Source organism: Embleya sp. NPDC059213 (assembly GCF_042754445.1).
Taxonomy (GTDB): domain Bacteria; phylum Actinomycetota; class Actinomycetes; order Streptomycetales; family Streptomycetaceae; genus Embleya.
In genome coordinates this window covers 18,173-33,150 of sequence record NZ_JBHZAV010000001.1, presented here as the reverse complement: position 1 = coordinate 33,150, position 14,978 = coordinate 18,173, and the positions used below count along the sequence as shown (strand labels likewise).

Sequence of the window (14,978 nt, the reverse complement as noted above, 5' to 3'; positions counted from 1 at the left end):
TGCTCCGACCCGACCTGACCGATCCTTCGACCGACCTGAGGAGACGGCCGTGCGACTCGGCGCGAATCTGGTGTACCAGGGAGCGGGCGAGTTGGCCCGTGCGGCGGAACTGCTCGACTACGACGTGGTGTTGGCGCCCGAGGGGTACCGCTCGGACGCGGTGAGCGTGCTCGGCCTGGCGGCCGGCGCGACCGAGCGGATCGGCCTGGTCTCGGCGGTGATGCAGATCCCGGCCCGGCCGCCGGGCACGGCCGCACTCACTGCGGCGACGCTGGACGCGCTCAGCGGCGGCCGGTTCCGGCTCGGCCTGGGGGTGTCCAATCCCGATGTGTCGCAGGGCTGGTACGGCGTGCCGTTCGACCGGCCGCTGGGCCGCACCCGCGAGTACGTGGACATCGTCCGGCGGGCGTTGGCCGGGGAGTCGGTCACGTATACGGGAGAGCACTTTCGGCTTCCCGCTCCCGGCGCCGGCGCCGACGCGCCCCTGCGGCTGACCACCGAACGGCCGCACGCCCGGCTGCCGGTGTATCTGGCGGCGGTCGGCCCGCACGCGCTGCGGCTGGCCGGAGAGATCGCCGACGGCTGGCTCGGGGTGTTCACCTCGCCCGAGTCGGTCGCGAAGGCCGTGGTCGAGCTCCGGGCGGGTCGGACCCGGGCGGGGCTCGGCATGGACGGGTTCGAGGTGCTGCCGAGCCTGCCCACGTCGGTGGCCGACGACGTGCCGACCGCGGTGGACGCGCTGCGCGAGCAGTACGTGTACCTGCTCGGCATCGGCGACCCGGCCCGGAACTTCTACTGCTCGATGGCCCGGCAGCTGGGCTACGAACGCGAGGTCGCGCTGCTGCGGCGGCGGTTGGCGGCGGGCGATCGGGCCGGCGCGGCCGCCGCGCTCCCGGTGGACTTCATCGACCGCACCGCCTTGGTGGGCCCCGTGCCCAGGCTCGCCGAGCGGATGCGCGCGTACGCCGACGCGGGCGTCACCACGCTCGGCGTGATGGTCTCGGCGGCGGCCACCGACCTGGCGGGTCGGGTGCGGATCCTGCGTGCCGCGGCCCGGGCCCGCGACCTGGCGGCCGGCGCGCGCTGACGGTCGAAGCCCGGGGCGGTCACGGCGCGGGTGGGGTCACAGCATGGGGACCGTCCGGCCGAGGGTGCCGGATGGATCCACGACAGGGTCCGGGAAGCCCGTGACGTCGCCGCTCACCGCGTCGGCGGCGCGGGCCCAGCGGTAGCTCCAGGCCGGGTCGGCGAAGTCGGTCCCGGCCAGGCCGGTCTCCACCGGGCCGCTCCCGTCGGCGCACACGCGCCAGCTCAAGGCCGGGAGGGTGAACGGCACTTCGGGCCGGAACGGCCCCGGGGCACGCAGGACCAGGCGGCCCCCGGGAAGTGGTTCGGTGTACGGAGACGCTTCGCCGAGCGCCTCGCCGCCGGTCAGTGTGTGCCGCACGACCCGCGCGTGCGTGGGGATCCGAAAGCACAGGGCGATGTCGTCGATGCCGCTGCTGAGCTTGGCGGAGAAGGTGATCGGTGCGGGCACGAGGACGATCTCGAACTCCTCTCCCACCCGCGCCGTTCGGGGCGCGGTCACGTTGAAGCGCAGGGTGTAGGCGATGGTGTGGTCGTCGCCGTGCGGCTCGGTGTGGACCCGGCAGGTCAGGGCGAGCGCACGCTCGACCGTCGCGATTCGCATGCCCACGGTTCAGCCCTTCCGGACCGCGGCGGCCAGCCCGCTGGGCCGGGCCCCGGCTTCGGCGGCCAGGGCGGCACCCCGCCCGTAGCGGCCGGCCAGGGCGGCGATGGTCGGCGCGTCCGTCACCTGCCAGCCGTGGCCGCTCAGCCACCCCGCCGGATCGTCGAGGGTGGACTTCCAGGTCGCCCCCAGGTCGTCGAGGGTGTCGGAGACCCGGGCCAGCCGGTGCCGTTTGGTGGCCGAGTCGATGTGGTCCATCGCGAACTCGCTGCCGGGCGCGGACAACCTCCCCACGGTGTCGAGGAGTTCGTCGTTGCCGGCCCGGTCCAGGTAGGGCAGCAATCCCTCGACCAGCCAGGCGGTCGGCTCCTTCGGCTCGAACCCGGCGGAGCGCAGCGTGGCGGGCCAGTCGTCCCGCAGGTCGACCGGCAACACCGTGCGCGCGCACGCGGGTGCCGCCTGTCGCTCGGCCAGCACACGCTCCTTGAAGGCGAGCAGATCCGGCAGGTCCAGCTCGAACACCCTGGTCCCGACGGGCCAGTCCAGGCGGAACGCCCTGGTGTCCAGGCCCGCGGCCAGGATCACCACCTGGCGGCAGCCGCGGTCCGCCGCGCCGCCCAGACAGTCGTCGAAGAAGCGGGTGCGCACGGCGACGTAACCCGCGAAGTCCCGCATCCCGTCCACGGCGCTCGCCCCGACCGCCTCGACGAAGGCCCGTGCGTACGGGTCGTGGAACAACCGCTCCTCGCGCTCACTCTCCGCGGCCCGCCCGGCGGCGATGCCCACCGCCGTCAGGCTGACGCCCGAAGGCAACCGCACTCCCTCGCCCGATGCGGGTGTCCTTGCCTCGTGCTCGCTCATTCGTGCTCCTTTCGTGGCGCGGATCAGGGTCGTGGGTGGGGGTGGAGGGGGGCTCGAAGCCGGCTGGAACGCGGACATCGGGGCGGCGTTCGAGGGATGCGGTAGCCGGGCTCCAGGCAGTGGTGCCAAGGTGGACGGTACGTAATCGGGTCAGCACACTCACGGAGGTTCGCGCGTGACCAGCTCTCAGGAACGCCCGGTCGGTCCCGTAGGGTTCGCCGAACCGGATGTCTCCGGGCTCGGGTCGCCTCGCCCGTTGCGGATCGGCGGCGACCTGCCCTACTTCGATACCCGGCACGAACTTCGAGACTACGTACAGGCGTTCGAGGATCTCGGCTACGACCATCTGGGCTTCGGCGAGCACGTGCTGCCGGCCCGGGCGCCGAACTGGCCGTCGAGCATGTCCCCGTGTGAGCCGTGGCACGAGGCGTTCACCCAGGCCGCGTTCGTTGCGGCGCTCACCTCGCGGATCGAGATCGCCCCCTCGGTTCTGCTCCCGCTGCGCTCCGCCGGCCTCGCGGCCAAGCAGGCGGCCGAGATCGATCTGTTCTCGGAGGGGCGGCTTCGACTCTGCGTCAGCGTGGGCTGGAACCGGGAGGAGGTACAGGCGTTCGGTGTCGACCCGAGCACTCGCGGGCAGCTCGTCGAGGAGCAGGTCGAGGTGATGCGCCTGTTGTGGACCGAGCCGTCGGTCACCCATCGAGGCAAGCTGATCCAGCTGGTCGACGTGGCCCTGAACCCGCGCCCGGAGCGGCGGGTGCCGGTGTGGATGGGCGGCGGCGACTTCGACGGCGGCGGTGTGCCCAAGCCCGTGGTCCTGGACCGGATGGCCCGGATCGCCGACGGCTACAAGATGTTCGGCCCGCTGATGCGCGACGTGCGGGCGGGGGTGGACGTCGTTCGACGGTTGCGCGAGCTCGTGGTCGCGCACGGTCGGGACGTGGACACCTTCGGCGTCGAGGCGCGGATCGCGCTCCAGCTGGTTCCGGAGGACGCGTGGGCGACGAGCCTGGAGACCTGGCGGCAGGCGGGCGCCACGCATCTCACCCTCTCCAATCGGCGGGGGGCCGGCGGCGCGGACGCCGAGATCTCCCGCCTCGCCCGCTTCCGCGAGTTGACCGAGGGGCTCTGGTAGTCGGGGCAGGTGGGCGGCACCTGTCGGGGGCGCGCCGCGCCGACGATTTCACGTCGCCGAGGGTTCGGCCCGGTTCGGGGGATCCTGCTCCGGCACCGGTCCGCCCAGATGCCGGACCAGTCGGCGGATCTGCTCGCCGTATCGTTCCCGGAACTCGGCGGATCGCGGATCGAGCCCCGCTGCCCGCCCGGCGATCTGCGGCATCACGATCGGCGCCATGATCATCCCCATCACGGCCAGCCGTAGGAAGGCCGGGTCCAGGTCGTCGGCGATCTCGCCCCGCTCGCGCGCTCGCCGCAGGCCGGCCACGTCCTCGTCGAGCGCCGCCGCCTCCTCCTCCGGAACCTCCCGGACCTCATCCGAGAGCCCCCGCCAGAGCATCAGCCTGGCCGGCCTCGGGTCGGCGAGCCCCCGCTCCAGGTAGCGGACCGCGACCTCGGCCAAGGGCGTGTCCTCCTCGGCGAAGAGCGCCTCGCTCTCGGCCCAACCGCGGTGCAGTTCGCGGTAGAGGCCGTCCTTCCCGCCGAAGTAGTAGTTGATCAACTGCTTGTTGACGCCCGCCCGTTCGGCGATCTCCTGCACCCGGGCGCCGGCCGGGCCGCGGGACGCGAACTCGTCGAGCGCGGCGTCCAGCAACAGCCGCCGGGACCGCTCCGCGTCGCGTTGCCGCTCCTCGGCTTTGGGCGCCCGCCGGGGCCGCCGGCGATCGTGGCCGTCGTCGGCCTGCGTCGCGTCGGCTCCGCGCTCGCCGGCACCGGCGCCCGCGCCGGGGTTGATCTTCTTGACTGTCATCCGGCCATCCTAACTAATCATCCATCTGTTTGACAGTGACAGCCCTATGGATGAGAAGCTGGAGACATGACTGCATACGATGACCCAGCGGACCCGCCGGCCACGTCGGAGCGCCCCGGTCTCACCCGCGAAGCGCGGCAAGCCGTGCTGGTCGTGCTGATGGGCGCGATCCTCGCCTTCCTGGATTCGACCGTCGTCAACGTCGCCCTGCGGCATCTCTCGGTGGACTTCGACGCATCCCTCGACACCGTGCAATGGGTGGTGACGAGCTACCTGCTGGCCCTGGCCGCGGTGACCCCCGTGTCCGCGTGGGCCGCCCGACGCTTCGGCCCGCGCCGGCTGTACGCGTGGGCGCTCGCGATCTTTACGGTGGCCTCGGCGTTGTGCGGGCTCGCGTCGTCGGCCGAGACGCTCATCCTCTTCCGCACGCTCCAAGGCGTGGGCGGCGGGCTGATGATGCCCGTCGGCCAGATGATCCTGGTCCGGGCGGCCGGGCCGCAGGGCCTGGCCCGGGTGATGAGCGCGATCGGCGTGCCGATGGTGCTCACCCCGGTGCTCGGCCCCACCATCGGGGGGTTGCTCCTGGATCACGCGGGCTGGGAGTGGATCTTCTGGATCAATGTGCCGGTGGGCGTCCTGGCGATGTACCTCACCGTGCGGCTGCTGCCGCGTGACGACGCGGGCGAGGCGGCCGGGCCGCTCGATGTGCCCGGACTGCTCCTGGTTTCGGTGGGCGTGGTGGGCGTCACCTACGGATTGGCCCGGGCCGGGCTGGAGGGCACGGCGGTCTCCGCCGAGGTGCTGCTGCCGTTCCTGGTGGGCCTGGCCCTGACCACCGTGTTCGTGCTGCGGTCGCTGCGGGTCGAACACCCGCTGCTGGACCTGCGGTTGTACCGGAACCGGATGTTCGGCGCGGCGTCCTTCGCGACGTTCGTCATGGGCACCGCCATTTTCGGCGGCATGATCCTGATGCCGCTGTACTTCCAGGTGGTCCGGCACGAGGACGCGTTCCATACCGGCATGCTGCTGGCTCCGCAGGGACTCGGCGCCGCGGTGGGCATGTTCCTGGCCGGGCGCCTCTTCGAGCGGATCGGCAGCCTGACCGCCGTCATCGGCGGGGTCGTCTGTGTCGCGGCCACGTTGCCGTTCGTCCTGATCTCGGCCGGGAGTTCGTACTGGCTGCTGGGGGTGGCGATGGTCGCCCGCGGGTTCGGGATCGGGATGTCCGGCATGCCCGCCATGACGGCGGCGTTCCGGGCGTTGGCCCCATCCCAGGTCAACGACGCCACCCCGCAGCTCAACATGCTGCAACGGATCGGCGGTTCGATGGGGACCGCCCTGTTCGTCGTGGTGCTCCAACAGCACCTCGACGACGCCGGCGGGCGGGCCTCCGAGCAGGCATCCGGCTTCGGTGTGACCTTCGTGTGGGTGCTGGCGGCGTCGGCGCTCGCCATCCTCCCCGCCGTGTTGATGACCGCCTTGGAGCGCGGGGCGAAGCCGTCCGACGACGCGTCGACGGACGCGGATCCGGCGCCCGACACCGATACGCACAGCCGCAGCGCCCCCGCCGTGTAGGAGACCGGCGCGAGCGCCGCGAACGGGAAAGGGAGCCGACTGCCGCGGCATGGCAGTCGGCTCCCCGTGCCCGGTGTTCGGCACCGGTTCGCCACCGGTTGTTCGGTACAGGGCGCTCGGTGCCCGCAGTTCGGTGCCCGCAGTTCGGTACCGGCCGTTCGGTACCGGGCGCTCGGGTGCTCGCCGGTCAGTGCACCGATCGCCGCGGATCCTCGGCCACCGCCGCGCCCTCGCCCGACACCACGCCGGGATCGGGCCGGCCGGCGGGTACCGGCTTGCGGGCGCGACTCCACCGGCGCATGACCGGCCGCTCGACGAGCGAGTTCAGCAGCCAGGCCAACACGAGCGCGCCGCCCAGGGTGGGCAGCGCCAGGCCGGCGGCCTGCCAGGGGGTCAGGCTGTCCGCGGTGGTGATGTCCAGCTCGTACGCGACTCGGTCGATGAACAGTTCGTGCACCATGTACAGCGCGAACGAGACCTCGCCGAGCCACAACATCGTCCGGCCGCGCAGTGCGGACGGCCGCCGGTCGAGGTCGGCCCGAGCGCCGGCCCCGATCAGCAGGGCCAGCGGGACCACGGTCACCGCGACCGTGCCGTACTGCCCGGGGATGTACAACGCCCCGAAGTACGCGCCCACCACCAGCGCCCCCGCCGGCAGCAGGCCGATCCGCGGCCACCTGCCCTGGGCGACGAGCTGCGCCAGGAACATGCCGAGGACGAACTCCAGGGCCCGGGTCACGGGGAAGAAGTACACGAACCACAGCTGGGTCACCGAATAGGGCAACCGCGCGGAGAGCGGCGTGCCCGAGTCCAGGAACACGTGGGACACCAGCGGCACGCACCACACGGCGGCCGCGACACCCGCTCCCCACCACCACAACCATCGCCCGGGCACCCGCAGCACCAGCCGCAGCAGGAACGGGAACGACAGGTAGAAGAACGCCTCGCAACCCAGCGACCAGCTCACCGTGTTGACGCTGTTCAGGATGTCCAGGCGCGGGAGCCAGGTGTGCACGAGCGCGAGGTTCGGCAACACCTGACGGGTTGTCATCGTCTCGTCGAGGGACAGCGCGAGCAGGATCGCGGCGGCCGCGGTGACCAGGTGGTTCGGGTAGATCTTGCAGGCCCGGGCGCGCCAGAAGGACCGGGCACGCTCACCCGGTCGGGCCGACCAGGTCAGCACGAAACCGCTCAGGATGAAGAAGAACGACACTCCGGTGGAGCCGGCCTTGCTCCACAGGAACGACACGCCCTTGTCCGCGGATCCCCAACTGGTGGGCACGAACCGGAAGAAGGCGTGCGAGAAGAACACCATGGCGGCGGCCAGGAAGCGCATGCCGGTGAGCGAGGGCAGCGCTCTGCGGCGGCCGGCCGGATCGTCCGGGCTCATCCCGGACCCTGCGGCGGAACCCATCCCGAATCACGCAGGAACGCCTCGAAGGTGCGCAGTTCCGGATGCGCGGCCCGATGCGCGGGAATGTCCGCGGTGTAGCCGACCTCGTTGAACCACACGAAGGTCTTGGCCATCCACTCGTTCTGTCGGGCGATCTCCTCGATGGGCACCGACTCGAATCGGCTCGGCATCCCGGTGTACCGCTCGAAGGCCGCGGCGATCTCCGGTCCGGTCAGCTCCTCGCCGGCGATCTCCACGTTGCGGTCGACGAATTGCGCCGGGTCGTCGAAGGCGTCGGCGACGAACCAGCCGATGTCCTGTGACGCGATCATCTGCAGGGTGGTATCGGGCAGCAGACCGCGGCTGAGCACCAGGCCGCCGTTGCCGTCCGACACCGGCGGAAGGTCGAGGAAGTTCTCCATGTAGTAGACCGCGCGCAGGAAGGTCGTGGGCCGTCCGGAGGTACGCATGGTCTGTTCGACCCGCAGTTTGGTCTCCCGCCAGCCGACGCCGCCGGGATTCTCCACCCCGCCGACCGAGCTGTGCACCACGTGCGCCACGCCGGCCTTGCGGACCGCCTCGGCGATCAGGGCCGCGTGCCGTTCCTCGCCGTCGAGGCCGTTGCCGTGCGTCGGCGTGAAGACGCTGAACACCCCGTACGCACCGGTCGTCGCGGCGTACACGGAGTCCGCGTCGTCGAGCGATCCCGGCACCAACTCGGCGCCCTTGGCCGCCAGTTCGCGAGCCTGCGGATGGTCCGGGTTGCGAACGAACGCGTGCACCGCCCAGCCGCGATCGAGCAGGTGTCGGGCGGCCGTACCGCCCTGCCTGCCGGTGGCTCCGATGACCAGCACCCAGCGCTCGGCGTCGTTCTCTCCGCCTGTCATGGACTGTCCTTCCTGAATCGGTCGTCCGGCGGATCACAGTCGCGGCCCCGGCTGGAATCCCGCTGGAAGCGGGCTCAAGCGGGCAAGACTCGCCGGTCACGGCAGGCGCAGGACACCAGCTTGTCTTTTAACCTGTAGGGGCCTTCATTGCTCAACTCGGATACTGGTCCGATGAGTCCGATCTCCGCACACCATCGGTTTCGGGATCCACGGAGCACGAAGTACGACTTCCTCACGTCCGTCCTCGTGCGCTGCCCCAACTGCGACAAGGCCGCGCACGTCGTACCGGGACCGGAGTTGGTCGGAGTACTCGATCCGGACCTCGTTGCGCCAAGACGTCTGGTCTGCCGGAACTGCGGGACTGCGATGAAGCGGGGCCCCGGATCCGTGGCCTTGCACCGGGACCCGAACGAACCGGCGACCGACCCTATTTCGGCGTCCGCCTGTGGCTGCAGACCGAAACCCGGCACGGGTGGATATGGGCCTACGACCTGGAACACCTGGACCTGATCAAACGATTCGTGCAGGCGTCGCTGCGCGAGGGAATTCCCTGGCGCGATCACGGCCGGAAGATGACCGTAGTGGCCCGCCTGCCTGCATGGATGCAGCAGGCCAGGAACCGCGAGGAGGTGCTGCGGGCCATCGCCCGCATCCACGCCTCACTGCTCCGGAGCTGACCCGGGAACGCTGAGGAAGCCGTCACGCTCTACCGTGCCCTGAGCTTGTTCTCTATCCCCGGAAAGGTCGTTCGTGCCGGGGTTTGTGCGTTCGGCGGACAGCAGCGCGGCCGCCCTGGAAGCTTCGAAATGTCGAGTAACGAAGCAAACAGGAACGGCCGCTGTGACAAGTCTTCTGCAGGATCCCGCCCGCGTCGAGTCCCTGAACGTGTTGTCCCGCTTCAGGACGGACTTCCACGACTGCCTCACCACCCGCGCGGACGCGTTGTTCGAACTGACGGACGCGCTCTCGTGCGCCGACGGCGCCGTGACATCCCTGGTCGACCTCACCCTCACACCCGAACACCGGCGCGGCCACGGCGCCCTCTACGACGGATTGAACAGCGGCCGGATCGACGAGGAACGCCTGCGGACCGTCCTGGCCGGCCTACCGCTGCCCAGGTGCGCCGACGGCCGGATCGTGCTCGCCGTCGACGTCAGTCCGTGGCTTCGCTCGGACGCTCCCACCAGCGCGGAACGCCTGTTCTGCCACGTCTACGGCCGGGCGAGGAGCAAATCCGAACTCATCCCCGGTTGGCCGTACTCGTTCGTCGCCGCGTTGGAATCCGGACGCACCTCCTGGACCGCGATCCTGGACGTCGTCCGCCTGGGACCCGCACACGACGCCACGGCGGTGACCGCGAACCAACTCCGCTCCGTCGTCGGCAGGTTGACCAAGGCGGGTCACTGGAACGAGGGCGACCCGGACATCGTGGTCGTCATGGACGCCAGCTACGACGCCACCCGCCTGGCGTTCGTCCTGGCCGACCTACCCGTCGAGGTCGTGGGCCGCATCCGCTCGGACCGCGTGATGCTCCACCCGAGACCGCCCCGCCTGCCGGGCACCAACGGCCGCCCGCCCCAACACGGACCCGCGTTCGCCCTCGACAGACCCGACACCTGGTCCGAGCCGAACCACACGACCCTCACCGAGACCACCCGCTACGGCACCGCCCGAGCCGACGACTGGGACCGAATGCACCCACGACTGACCCATCGCACGAGTTGGCTCGACCACGACGGAGAACTACCCGTCGTCGAAGGCACTCTGATCCGCCTGCGCGTCGACCACCTGCCCGGCGACCGCGACCCCAAGCCGGTCTGGCTGTGGTCGTCCAAAACCGGTGCGACCGCGACCGACGTCGACCGCCACTGGCGGTCCTACCTCCGCCGATTCGACCTCGAACACACCTTCCGCCTCTTCAAGCAGACCCTGGGATGGACCCGTCCGAGAATCCGCACACCCCAGGCGGCCGACCGCTGGACGTGGCTCGTCATCGCCTGCCACACCCACCTCAGGCTCGCCCGAACCCTCACCGCGGACCTGCGTCGCCCCTGGGAGAAACCCGCCGAACCGGGACGACTGACCCCGGCCCGCGTCCGTCGCGGGTTCAGGAACATCCGCCCGAACCTCGCCCAGCCGGCCGGCGCACCCAAACCCGGAAAACCCGGCCCGGGACGCCCTCCCGGCTCCAGGAACCTTCGACCCGCACCCCGCTACAACGTCGGAAAGACCGTCAAACGCGAACGCACCCTCACCGCCCACCACGAACGCACAGGATAAAGAACAAGACCAGGGCGTGTCTTCGATCCCCCGTCGGGCTCCGCGACGTGCGGCACCGCACCTCGCCGCCCCGGAGAAACACCGGAACAGAACCACTATGCGGGCGCTTCTCCGGCACGCCGATGCACGGCATCCGCCCTTCGGGCTTCTCGCTGCGCTTACGCCGCAGAGCCCGACGGGGGATTGAAGACACGCCCTAGCGGGTGTCGAGTCGCGTTCGAGCCCGGGCCGAAACGCTCGGTTCCCGCAGCCGTCACGGTGAAGGGAGCCCGGCCGTCATGCCCGACAGCCAGCGCACGGAGCAGGACACGGCCATTCGCCGGTCGCTGTTCGACCGGCCCGGATCCGCCGGTCTCCGCACCACCGGACCCCGCCCCGATTGGCAGATCAGACCGGTCGGGACACTGCCGCTGGGCGACGCGAGAGTCCGTACCGGCGACGCCGGGTCGGTGGTCGAACCCCCGGAGACGACCGCCGGCGGTGCGCCGGCGTTCGGCTACGCGACCGGGCCCGGCGGCGCGGACGACCACCTGAAGTGGTGCGCCCTGGTGGCCCACACCGCCTCGTCCGGACTGCCGGGCTTCGACGCGCCCGGCGGCGGGGAGCTGGTGGGCGCGGCGGAACTGGCCGTGCGCGTGTTCGGCGCGGAGCGCCATCCCTTCGGCGACGCGGTCGCCGAACCGCAGGCCGACCCGCGGCTCGGCGCCGGCGCGCTGCTCGCGCTGGACCGCGAAACCGGCCTGGTCTTCGATTTCTTCGTCAGCAATCGGCACATCCACGCGGTGTACGAGCGGCTGCCCCGGCCAGGGACCGGGTGGGCCGCGTTCACCTACCTGGTGCCGGTCGCCGAACGCACCCCCGACCTGGTCCGGCGGCTGGAAATCGGCCTCGATCGCGACGCGGGCACGGTCCGCTGGAGCGTGGATGGCGAACAGGTGCTCTCTGTCGAACGGTTGGGGCACCTGTCGCTGCCCCGGACGCACCTGGTGATCGACCACGGTGGCACCGAGGAGTCGGCCGTGCCGAGACAACTCGCTTTCGGACTCGGCCTGTTCACCCTGTTGGATGCCGCCGGGCCGGACGGACGCGGCCTGCTCCGGCTCTCCGCCGAGCGGTATTACGATCCCGCGCGCGGAGCGCCCGCGCCGCAGCGGTTTCGCGACGAACTCGGGCTGCGCGCCAATCGGTTGTGGGGCCAGGGCGTGCGACTGACCGTGCGCCGGGTGACCGTCACGACGGGGCCGGCGCCCGGCTCGCCCTGATGCCGCGGCCACGGCCGCGAGCAAGCATCCGTCATCGAGGCATGAGCAGGAGATGGGATATCCATGGAGACCGCGCACAAGACCCTACGGAGGCTGGCCAGGCCGCTGTTGGCCACCGGATTCGTCACCGGTGGCTACAGCGTGCTGCGCGACCCCGGTCCGCTGCCGGCGTTGGCCGAGCGGCACGGGGTTCCGCTGCCGCGGGTGGCAACCCGCGGTACGGCGGCGGGCATGCTCATCGGCGGGGTCGCGCTGGGTGCCGGGTTTCGGCCGTCGCTCAGCATCGGCCTGTTGGCGGTGTGCCTGGTGCCGACGACCGTGACCGTGCACGACTTCTGGCGCCAGCAGGATCCGGTGCGCCGGATCGCCCAGCGCAACGAGTTCTTCAAGAATCTCAGCCTACTCGGCGGGTTGGCGATCGCCGCGGCCGACGCGTTCGCCACCGGTGCGGCCGGCCGGGCCGCGACGCGGGCCGGTGGGGAGTAGCCATGATGCGGACGGCAGGAGAACTCGACAGTGTCACCCCTTTGCTCGCCCGCGCCCGGGACGTCGCGCGCACGGCGGCCCGGCACGCCGTCGACGCCGATCAGGAGCGGCGGTTGCGTCCCGACGTCGTGCGCGAGGTCGTCGACGCCGGCTTCGCCCGTCACTTCGTCCCCACCCGCTACGGCGGCGCCGCCGCCGGCTTCACCGAACTCCTCGACGCCGTCGCGATCGTCGGCCGAGCGTGCGCCGCCACCGCCTGGGTGGCCTCGCTCGGCGCCACCGTGGCCCGGATGGCGGTCCACCTGCCCGAAGAGGGGCAGCGTGAACTGTGGGCGGACGGCCCCGACACCTTGCTGGTCGGGGCGTTGATGCCGGTCGGCCGGGCCGAGAAGGTGCCCGGCGGGTGGCGGTTGTCCGGGAAGTGGTCGTACATCAGTGCGGTGGACTTCTCCCAGTGGGCACTACTGTGCGCGATGGCTCCGGCGGACGGGCACAACGGCGACGGATCCCCGCAGGCTCGATACTTCGCGGTTCCCCGCGCCACATACACCGTGCTGGACACCTGGTTCTCGGTGGGGATGCGCGGGACCGGCAGCAACACGCTCGTGCTGGACGGGGCGTACGTGCCCGAACACCTCTCGTTCGCGCGCGCACAGGTCCTCGACGGCGCCGGCTCCACCTCGCCGGCGACCTGCCATCGGGTGCCGCTGCGGGCGGTCAACGGCTTGTCGTTCGTGACCCCCGTCCTGGGGGCGGCGCGCGGAATGCTCAGCGAGTGGACCCGGTGGAACGCGGCCAAGGCCGCTACGGGCACCGGCGGTTCGGCCGCGGACGACGTCGCCTTCCGGGACGTGCTCGCCCGGACCGCGGGCGAGGTGGACGCGGCGGAGCTGTTGCTGCGCCGCGCCGCCGCCGTGGCCGACGAGGGTGTTTTCACCGACCTGTTGACGGCACGCGGCGCGCGGGACTGCTCGTTGGCGTCCGAGACCCTGTTGACCGCCGTCAACCGCATGTTCCGCGCGATGGGGACCTCCGGTCAGACCTCGGGCAGCCCCTTCGAGCGCCACTGGCGGGACGTCAACTCGGCGACCAGTCACATCGTGCTGCGTTTCGACACCGCCGCGGAGTCCTACGCGCGGCAGGTACTGGCCGGCGGCTGAGCCGCCCGACGTACCCGGCCGCTTTGCCGCAGCCGGGCACGCGCGAGGCCCGCCGGGTTTTGCCCGGCGGGCCTCTTTCGTGCGTTCGTGTCCGGACTCAGCGCGGCACCGTCCCGGGCAAGCCGGCCGCCAGGGCCAGCGTGGCCCGGCTGTTGTCCCCGAGCGCCCTGCGGATGTAGGTCCGCGCGTCGGCGAGCGTGGCGTCGGCACCGAGCACCGCGGGCACCGCCTCGGGGTCGATCACGACGGTGTGCCGGGCCGAGGCCACCGCCCCGGTGCCGGCGTCGTCGAACGTCCACAGACCGCTGTGGCCGAGCAGCAGCTTCGGGGGCGTCCGCTGCTTGTACGCGATCCACCCGGGCCGCGAACACACCCGGATCGACCGGGTGGTGTGCGCGGACCCGTCGGCGGTGACGGTGTCCATCTCCAGTTCCTGGATGCCGGGGACGGTCTCGGTCAACTCGGTCCTGGCCACGTGCGGCAGACGCTCGGCCCACAGGTCCGCGCGGTTCACGAATTCGTACGCTTCCTCGGCCGGGCAGGCCAGCGCGATCGTGTCGCTGAAGGTGAGGACCAGCCCCCCGGTCGCCGGACCGACTTCGGCGATCCGGGCGAGGGCGCCCAGTTCGGCCGCGCTGTTGCGGTCGAGCGCCCGGGACACCTCGGCCGCCGCGGTCGGGTCGTGATCGACGATGGTGAAGCGGTGCCGCAGCACCACCTCGGTATGCCCGTCCGGCAACTCGCGCAGCAGCCAACCGCCGCTCATCGAGGCGACCGGCGGACTGCCGTGCTCCTGCCGAAAGGCGACGTAGCGCCGCTCGGGGTCCAGGGTGCGCCGCGAAGTCCATTGCGCCACGCGGCCATTCACATCCGCCCAGATCTCGAAGCGCTCGGCGCGCGGGTTGTGGTCGAGGTGTCGTACATGGACGCACGGGCCGAAGACGGCCGGCCACGACGCGGCGTTCGCGATCAGGTCGTAGACGACGCTCGCGGGCGCCGCGACGACGAGCGAGTGTTCCGCGCGATGTATTCGAGGTGTTGTCGGGGATGCCGTCCGCGGTGACTTGCGCACCGAATTCACGGGGCTCGTGCCCTCCCGTCCGCTCATGACTGCCGGCCGGCCGCCGGCACCCCGTTGACGAGGTCGAGCAGCGCTCGCGGGGTCCTGAGGTCGACCAGCGCGTCGTCGGGGATCTCCACGCCGTGGAGCTGCTTGATCCTGGCAGCGCACTCGATCAGCGCGAGCGAGTCGTAGGCCAACTCCTCGAAGGAGCGGTCGAGCACGTCGCCGTCGAGGTTGACCGCTTCGTCTTCACCCGCACAGGCCACGAGGATCTCGCGGAGTGCGTCGATGTCCATCACTGCTGCCATGGTGTGCCGTGCCTCCTGCTGTTGCCGATGGGTGGGTGGTCGGTGAGGGGTGCGTCTCGAAGAACCGGGGGTCCGGGTGGCCCCGT

The 14,978-nt window shown here is 71.4% G+C and carries 15 protein-coding genes; 8 read left to right on the top strand and 7 right to left on the bottom strand.

Annotation, left to right across the window (positions count from 1 at the left end; translation table 11 throughout):
• Positions 1-49: 49 nt before the first annotated feature.
• On the top strand, positions 50-1,087 hold the full coding sequence (locus tag ACFXMF_RS00160) for an LLM class flavin-dependent oxidoreductase (RefSeq protein ID WP_379989023.1): 1,038 nt from the start codon (positions 50-52) through the stop codon (positions 1,085-1,087).
• 36 nt (positions 1,088-1,123) lie between these two features.
• On the opposite strand, the gene ACFXMF_RS00155 is transcribed toward ACFXMF_RS00160, so the two are convergent.
• Positions 1,124-1,690, bottom strand: coding sequence for a hypothetical protein (locus ACFXMF_RS00155; RefSeq protein ID WP_379989024.1), 567 nt, complete (start codon positions 1,688-1,690; stop codon positions 1,124-1,126).
• A gap of 9 nt (positions 1,691-1,699) precedes the next feature.
• A complete protein-coding gene (locus ACFXMF_RS00150; RefSeq protein ID WP_379989025.1) occupies positions 1,700-2,551 on the bottom strand; it encodes an SAM-dependent methyltransferase in 852 nt (283 codons plus the stop codon).
• A 175-nt stretch (positions 2,552-2,726) separates the two neighbouring features.
• On the opposite strand from ACFXMF_RS00150, the gene ACFXMF_RS00145 reads away from it, so the two are divergent.
• Positions 2,727-3,686 carry a TIGR03619 family F420-dependent LLM class oxidoreductase gene (locus tag ACFXMF_RS00145; RefSeq protein ID WP_360305849.1) on the top strand — a complete coding sequence of 320 codons (960 nt, stop codon included), beginning with the start codon at positions 2,727-2,729 and terminating at the stop codon, positions 3,684-3,686.
• Positions 3,687-3,734: 48 nt separating this feature from the next.
• Here the strand turns inward: ACFXMF_RS00145 and ACFXMF_RS00140 are convergent, their stop codons facing one another.
• Complete coding sequence (locus ACFXMF_RS00140) at positions 3,735-4,478, bottom strand: TetR family transcriptional regulator (RefSeq protein ID WP_360305851.1); 744 nt, start codon at positions 4,476-4,478, stop codon at positions 3,735-3,737.
• Between the two features lie 66 nt (positions 4,479-4,544).
• Between ACFXMF_RS00140 and ACFXMF_RS00135 the strand changes: the two genes are divergently transcribed.
• Positions 4,545-6,053: an MDR family MFS transporter gene (locus tag ACFXMF_RS00135; RefSeq protein WP_360305853.1), complete on the top strand. Its 1,509-nt coding sequence runs from the start codon at positions 4,545-4,547 to the stop codon at positions 6,051-6,053.
• 187 nt (positions 6,054-6,240) lie between these two features.
• Here the strand turns inward: ACFXMF_RS00135 and ACFXMF_RS00130 are convergent, their stop codons facing one another.
• Both ACFXMF_RS00130 and ACFXMF_RS00125 read right to left on the bottom strand, forming a co-directional pair.
• Positions 6,241-7,443, bottom strand: coding sequence for an acyltransferase family protein (locus ACFXMF_RS00130; protein WP_379989611.1), 1,203 nt, complete (start codon positions 7,441-7,443; stop codon positions 6,241-6,243).
• Complete coding sequence (locus ACFXMF_RS00125; RefSeq protein ID WP_360305857.1) at positions 7,440-8,333, bottom strand: NmrA/HSCARG family protein; 894 nt, start codon at positions 8,331-8,333, stop codon at positions 7,440-7,442. Before ACFXMF_RS00125 ends, ACFXMF_RS00130 begins: the two co-directional genes overlap by 4 nt.
• Positions 8,334-8,854: 521 nt before the next feature.
• Here ACFXMF_RS00125 and ACFXMF_RS00120 point away from each other — a divergent pair.
• The 5 genes from ACFXMF_RS00120 (at position 8,855) to ACFXMF_RS00100 (ending at position 13,521) form a co-directional block, all read left to right on the top strand.
• On the top strand, positions 8,855-9,010 hold the full coding sequence (locus ACFXMF_RS00120; protein WP_379989612.1) for a hypothetical protein: 156 nt from the start codon (positions 8,855-8,857) through the stop codon (positions 9,008-9,010).
• 175 nt (positions 9,011-9,185) lie between these two features.
• Positions 9,186-10,613 carry an NF041680 family putative transposase gene (locus tag ACFXMF_RS00115; protein WP_379989624.1) on the top strand — a complete coding sequence of 476 codons (1,428 nt, stop codon included), beginning with the start codon at positions 9,186-9,188 and terminating at the stop codon, positions 10,611-10,613.
• Between the two features lie 278 nt (positions 10,614-10,891).
• Complete coding sequence (locus ACFXMF_RS00110; protein ID WP_379989613.1) at positions 10,892-11,875, top strand: DUF6081 family protein; 984 nt, start codon at positions 10,892-10,894, stop codon at positions 11,873-11,875.
• Between the two features lie 63 nt (positions 11,876-11,938).
• The gene (locus ACFXMF_RS00105; RefSeq protein WP_360305861.1) at positions 11,939-12,361 is read left to right on the top strand and encodes a DoxX family protein; all 423 of its coding nucleotides are present in this window, start codon (positions 11,939-11,941) and stop codon (positions 12,359-12,361) included.
• Positions 12,362-12,363: 2 nt separating this feature from the next.
• Entirely contained in the window at positions 12,364-13,521 is a 1,158-nt protein-coding gene (locus ACFXMF_RS00100; protein WP_360305863.1) for an acyl-CoA dehydrogenase family protein, read from the top strand.
• Between the two features lie 97 nt (positions 13,522-13,618).
• Here ACFXMF_RS00100 and ACFXMF_RS00095 read toward each other — a convergent pair whose 3' ends face one another.
• Positions 13,619-14,593 carry an aromatase/cyclase gene (locus tag ACFXMF_RS00095; protein WP_379989614.1) on the bottom strand — a complete coding sequence of 325 codons (975 nt, stop codon included), beginning with the start codon at positions 14,591-14,593 and terminating at the stop codon, positions 13,619-13,621.
• 32 nt (positions 14,594-14,625) lie between these two features.
• Positions 14,626-14,892 carry an acyl carrier protein gene (locus tag ACFXMF_RS00090; RefSeq protein WP_360305867.1) on the bottom strand — a complete coding sequence of 89 codons (267 nt, stop codon included), beginning with the start codon at positions 14,890-14,892 and terminating at the stop codon, positions 14,626-14,628.
• Positions 14,893-14,978: the final 86 nt, after the last annotated feature.

Coding starts and splice junctions, on each gene's coding strand:
- ACFXMF_RS00100 (WP_360305863.1), top strand. CDS start 12,364: ATGATGCGGACGGCAGGAGAACTCGACAGTGTCACCCCTTTGCTCGCC.
- ACFXMF_RS00090 (WP_360305867.1), bottom strand. CDS start 14,892: ATGGCAGCAGTGATGGACATCGACGCACTCCGCGAGATCCTCGTGGCC.
- ACFXMF_RS00140 (WP_360305851.1), bottom strand. CDS start 4,478: ATGACAGTCAAGAAGATCAACCCCGGCGCGGGCGCCGGTGCCGGCGAG.
- ACFXMF_RS00155 (WP_379989024.1), bottom strand. CDS start 1,690: ATGCGAATCGCGACGGTCGAGCGTGCGCTCGCCCTGACCTGCCGGGTC.
- ACFXMF_RS00150 (WP_379989025.1), bottom strand. CDS start 2,551: ATGAGCGAGCACGAGGCAAGGACACCCGCATCGGGCGAGGGAGTGCGG.
- ACFXMF_RS00130 (WP_379989611.1), bottom strand. CDS start 7,443: ATGAGCCCGGACGATCCGGCCGGCCGCCGCAGAGCGCTGCCCTCGCTC.
- ACFXMF_RS00125 (WP_360305857.1), bottom strand. CDS start 8,333: ATGACAGGCGGAGAGAACGACGCCGAGCGCTGGGTGCTGGTCATCGGA.
- ACFXMF_RS00105 (WP_360305861.1), top strand. CDS start 11,939: ATGGAGACCGCGCACAAGACCCTACGGAGGCTGGCCAGGCCGCTGTTG.
- ACFXMF_RS00135 (WP_360305853.1), top strand. CDS start 4,545: ATGACTGCATACGATGACCCAGCGGACCCGCCGGCCACGTCGGAGCGC.
- ACFXMF_RS00110 (WP_379989613.1), top strand. CDS start 10,892: ATGCCCGACAGCCAGCGCACGGAGCAGGACACGGCCATTCGCCGGTCG.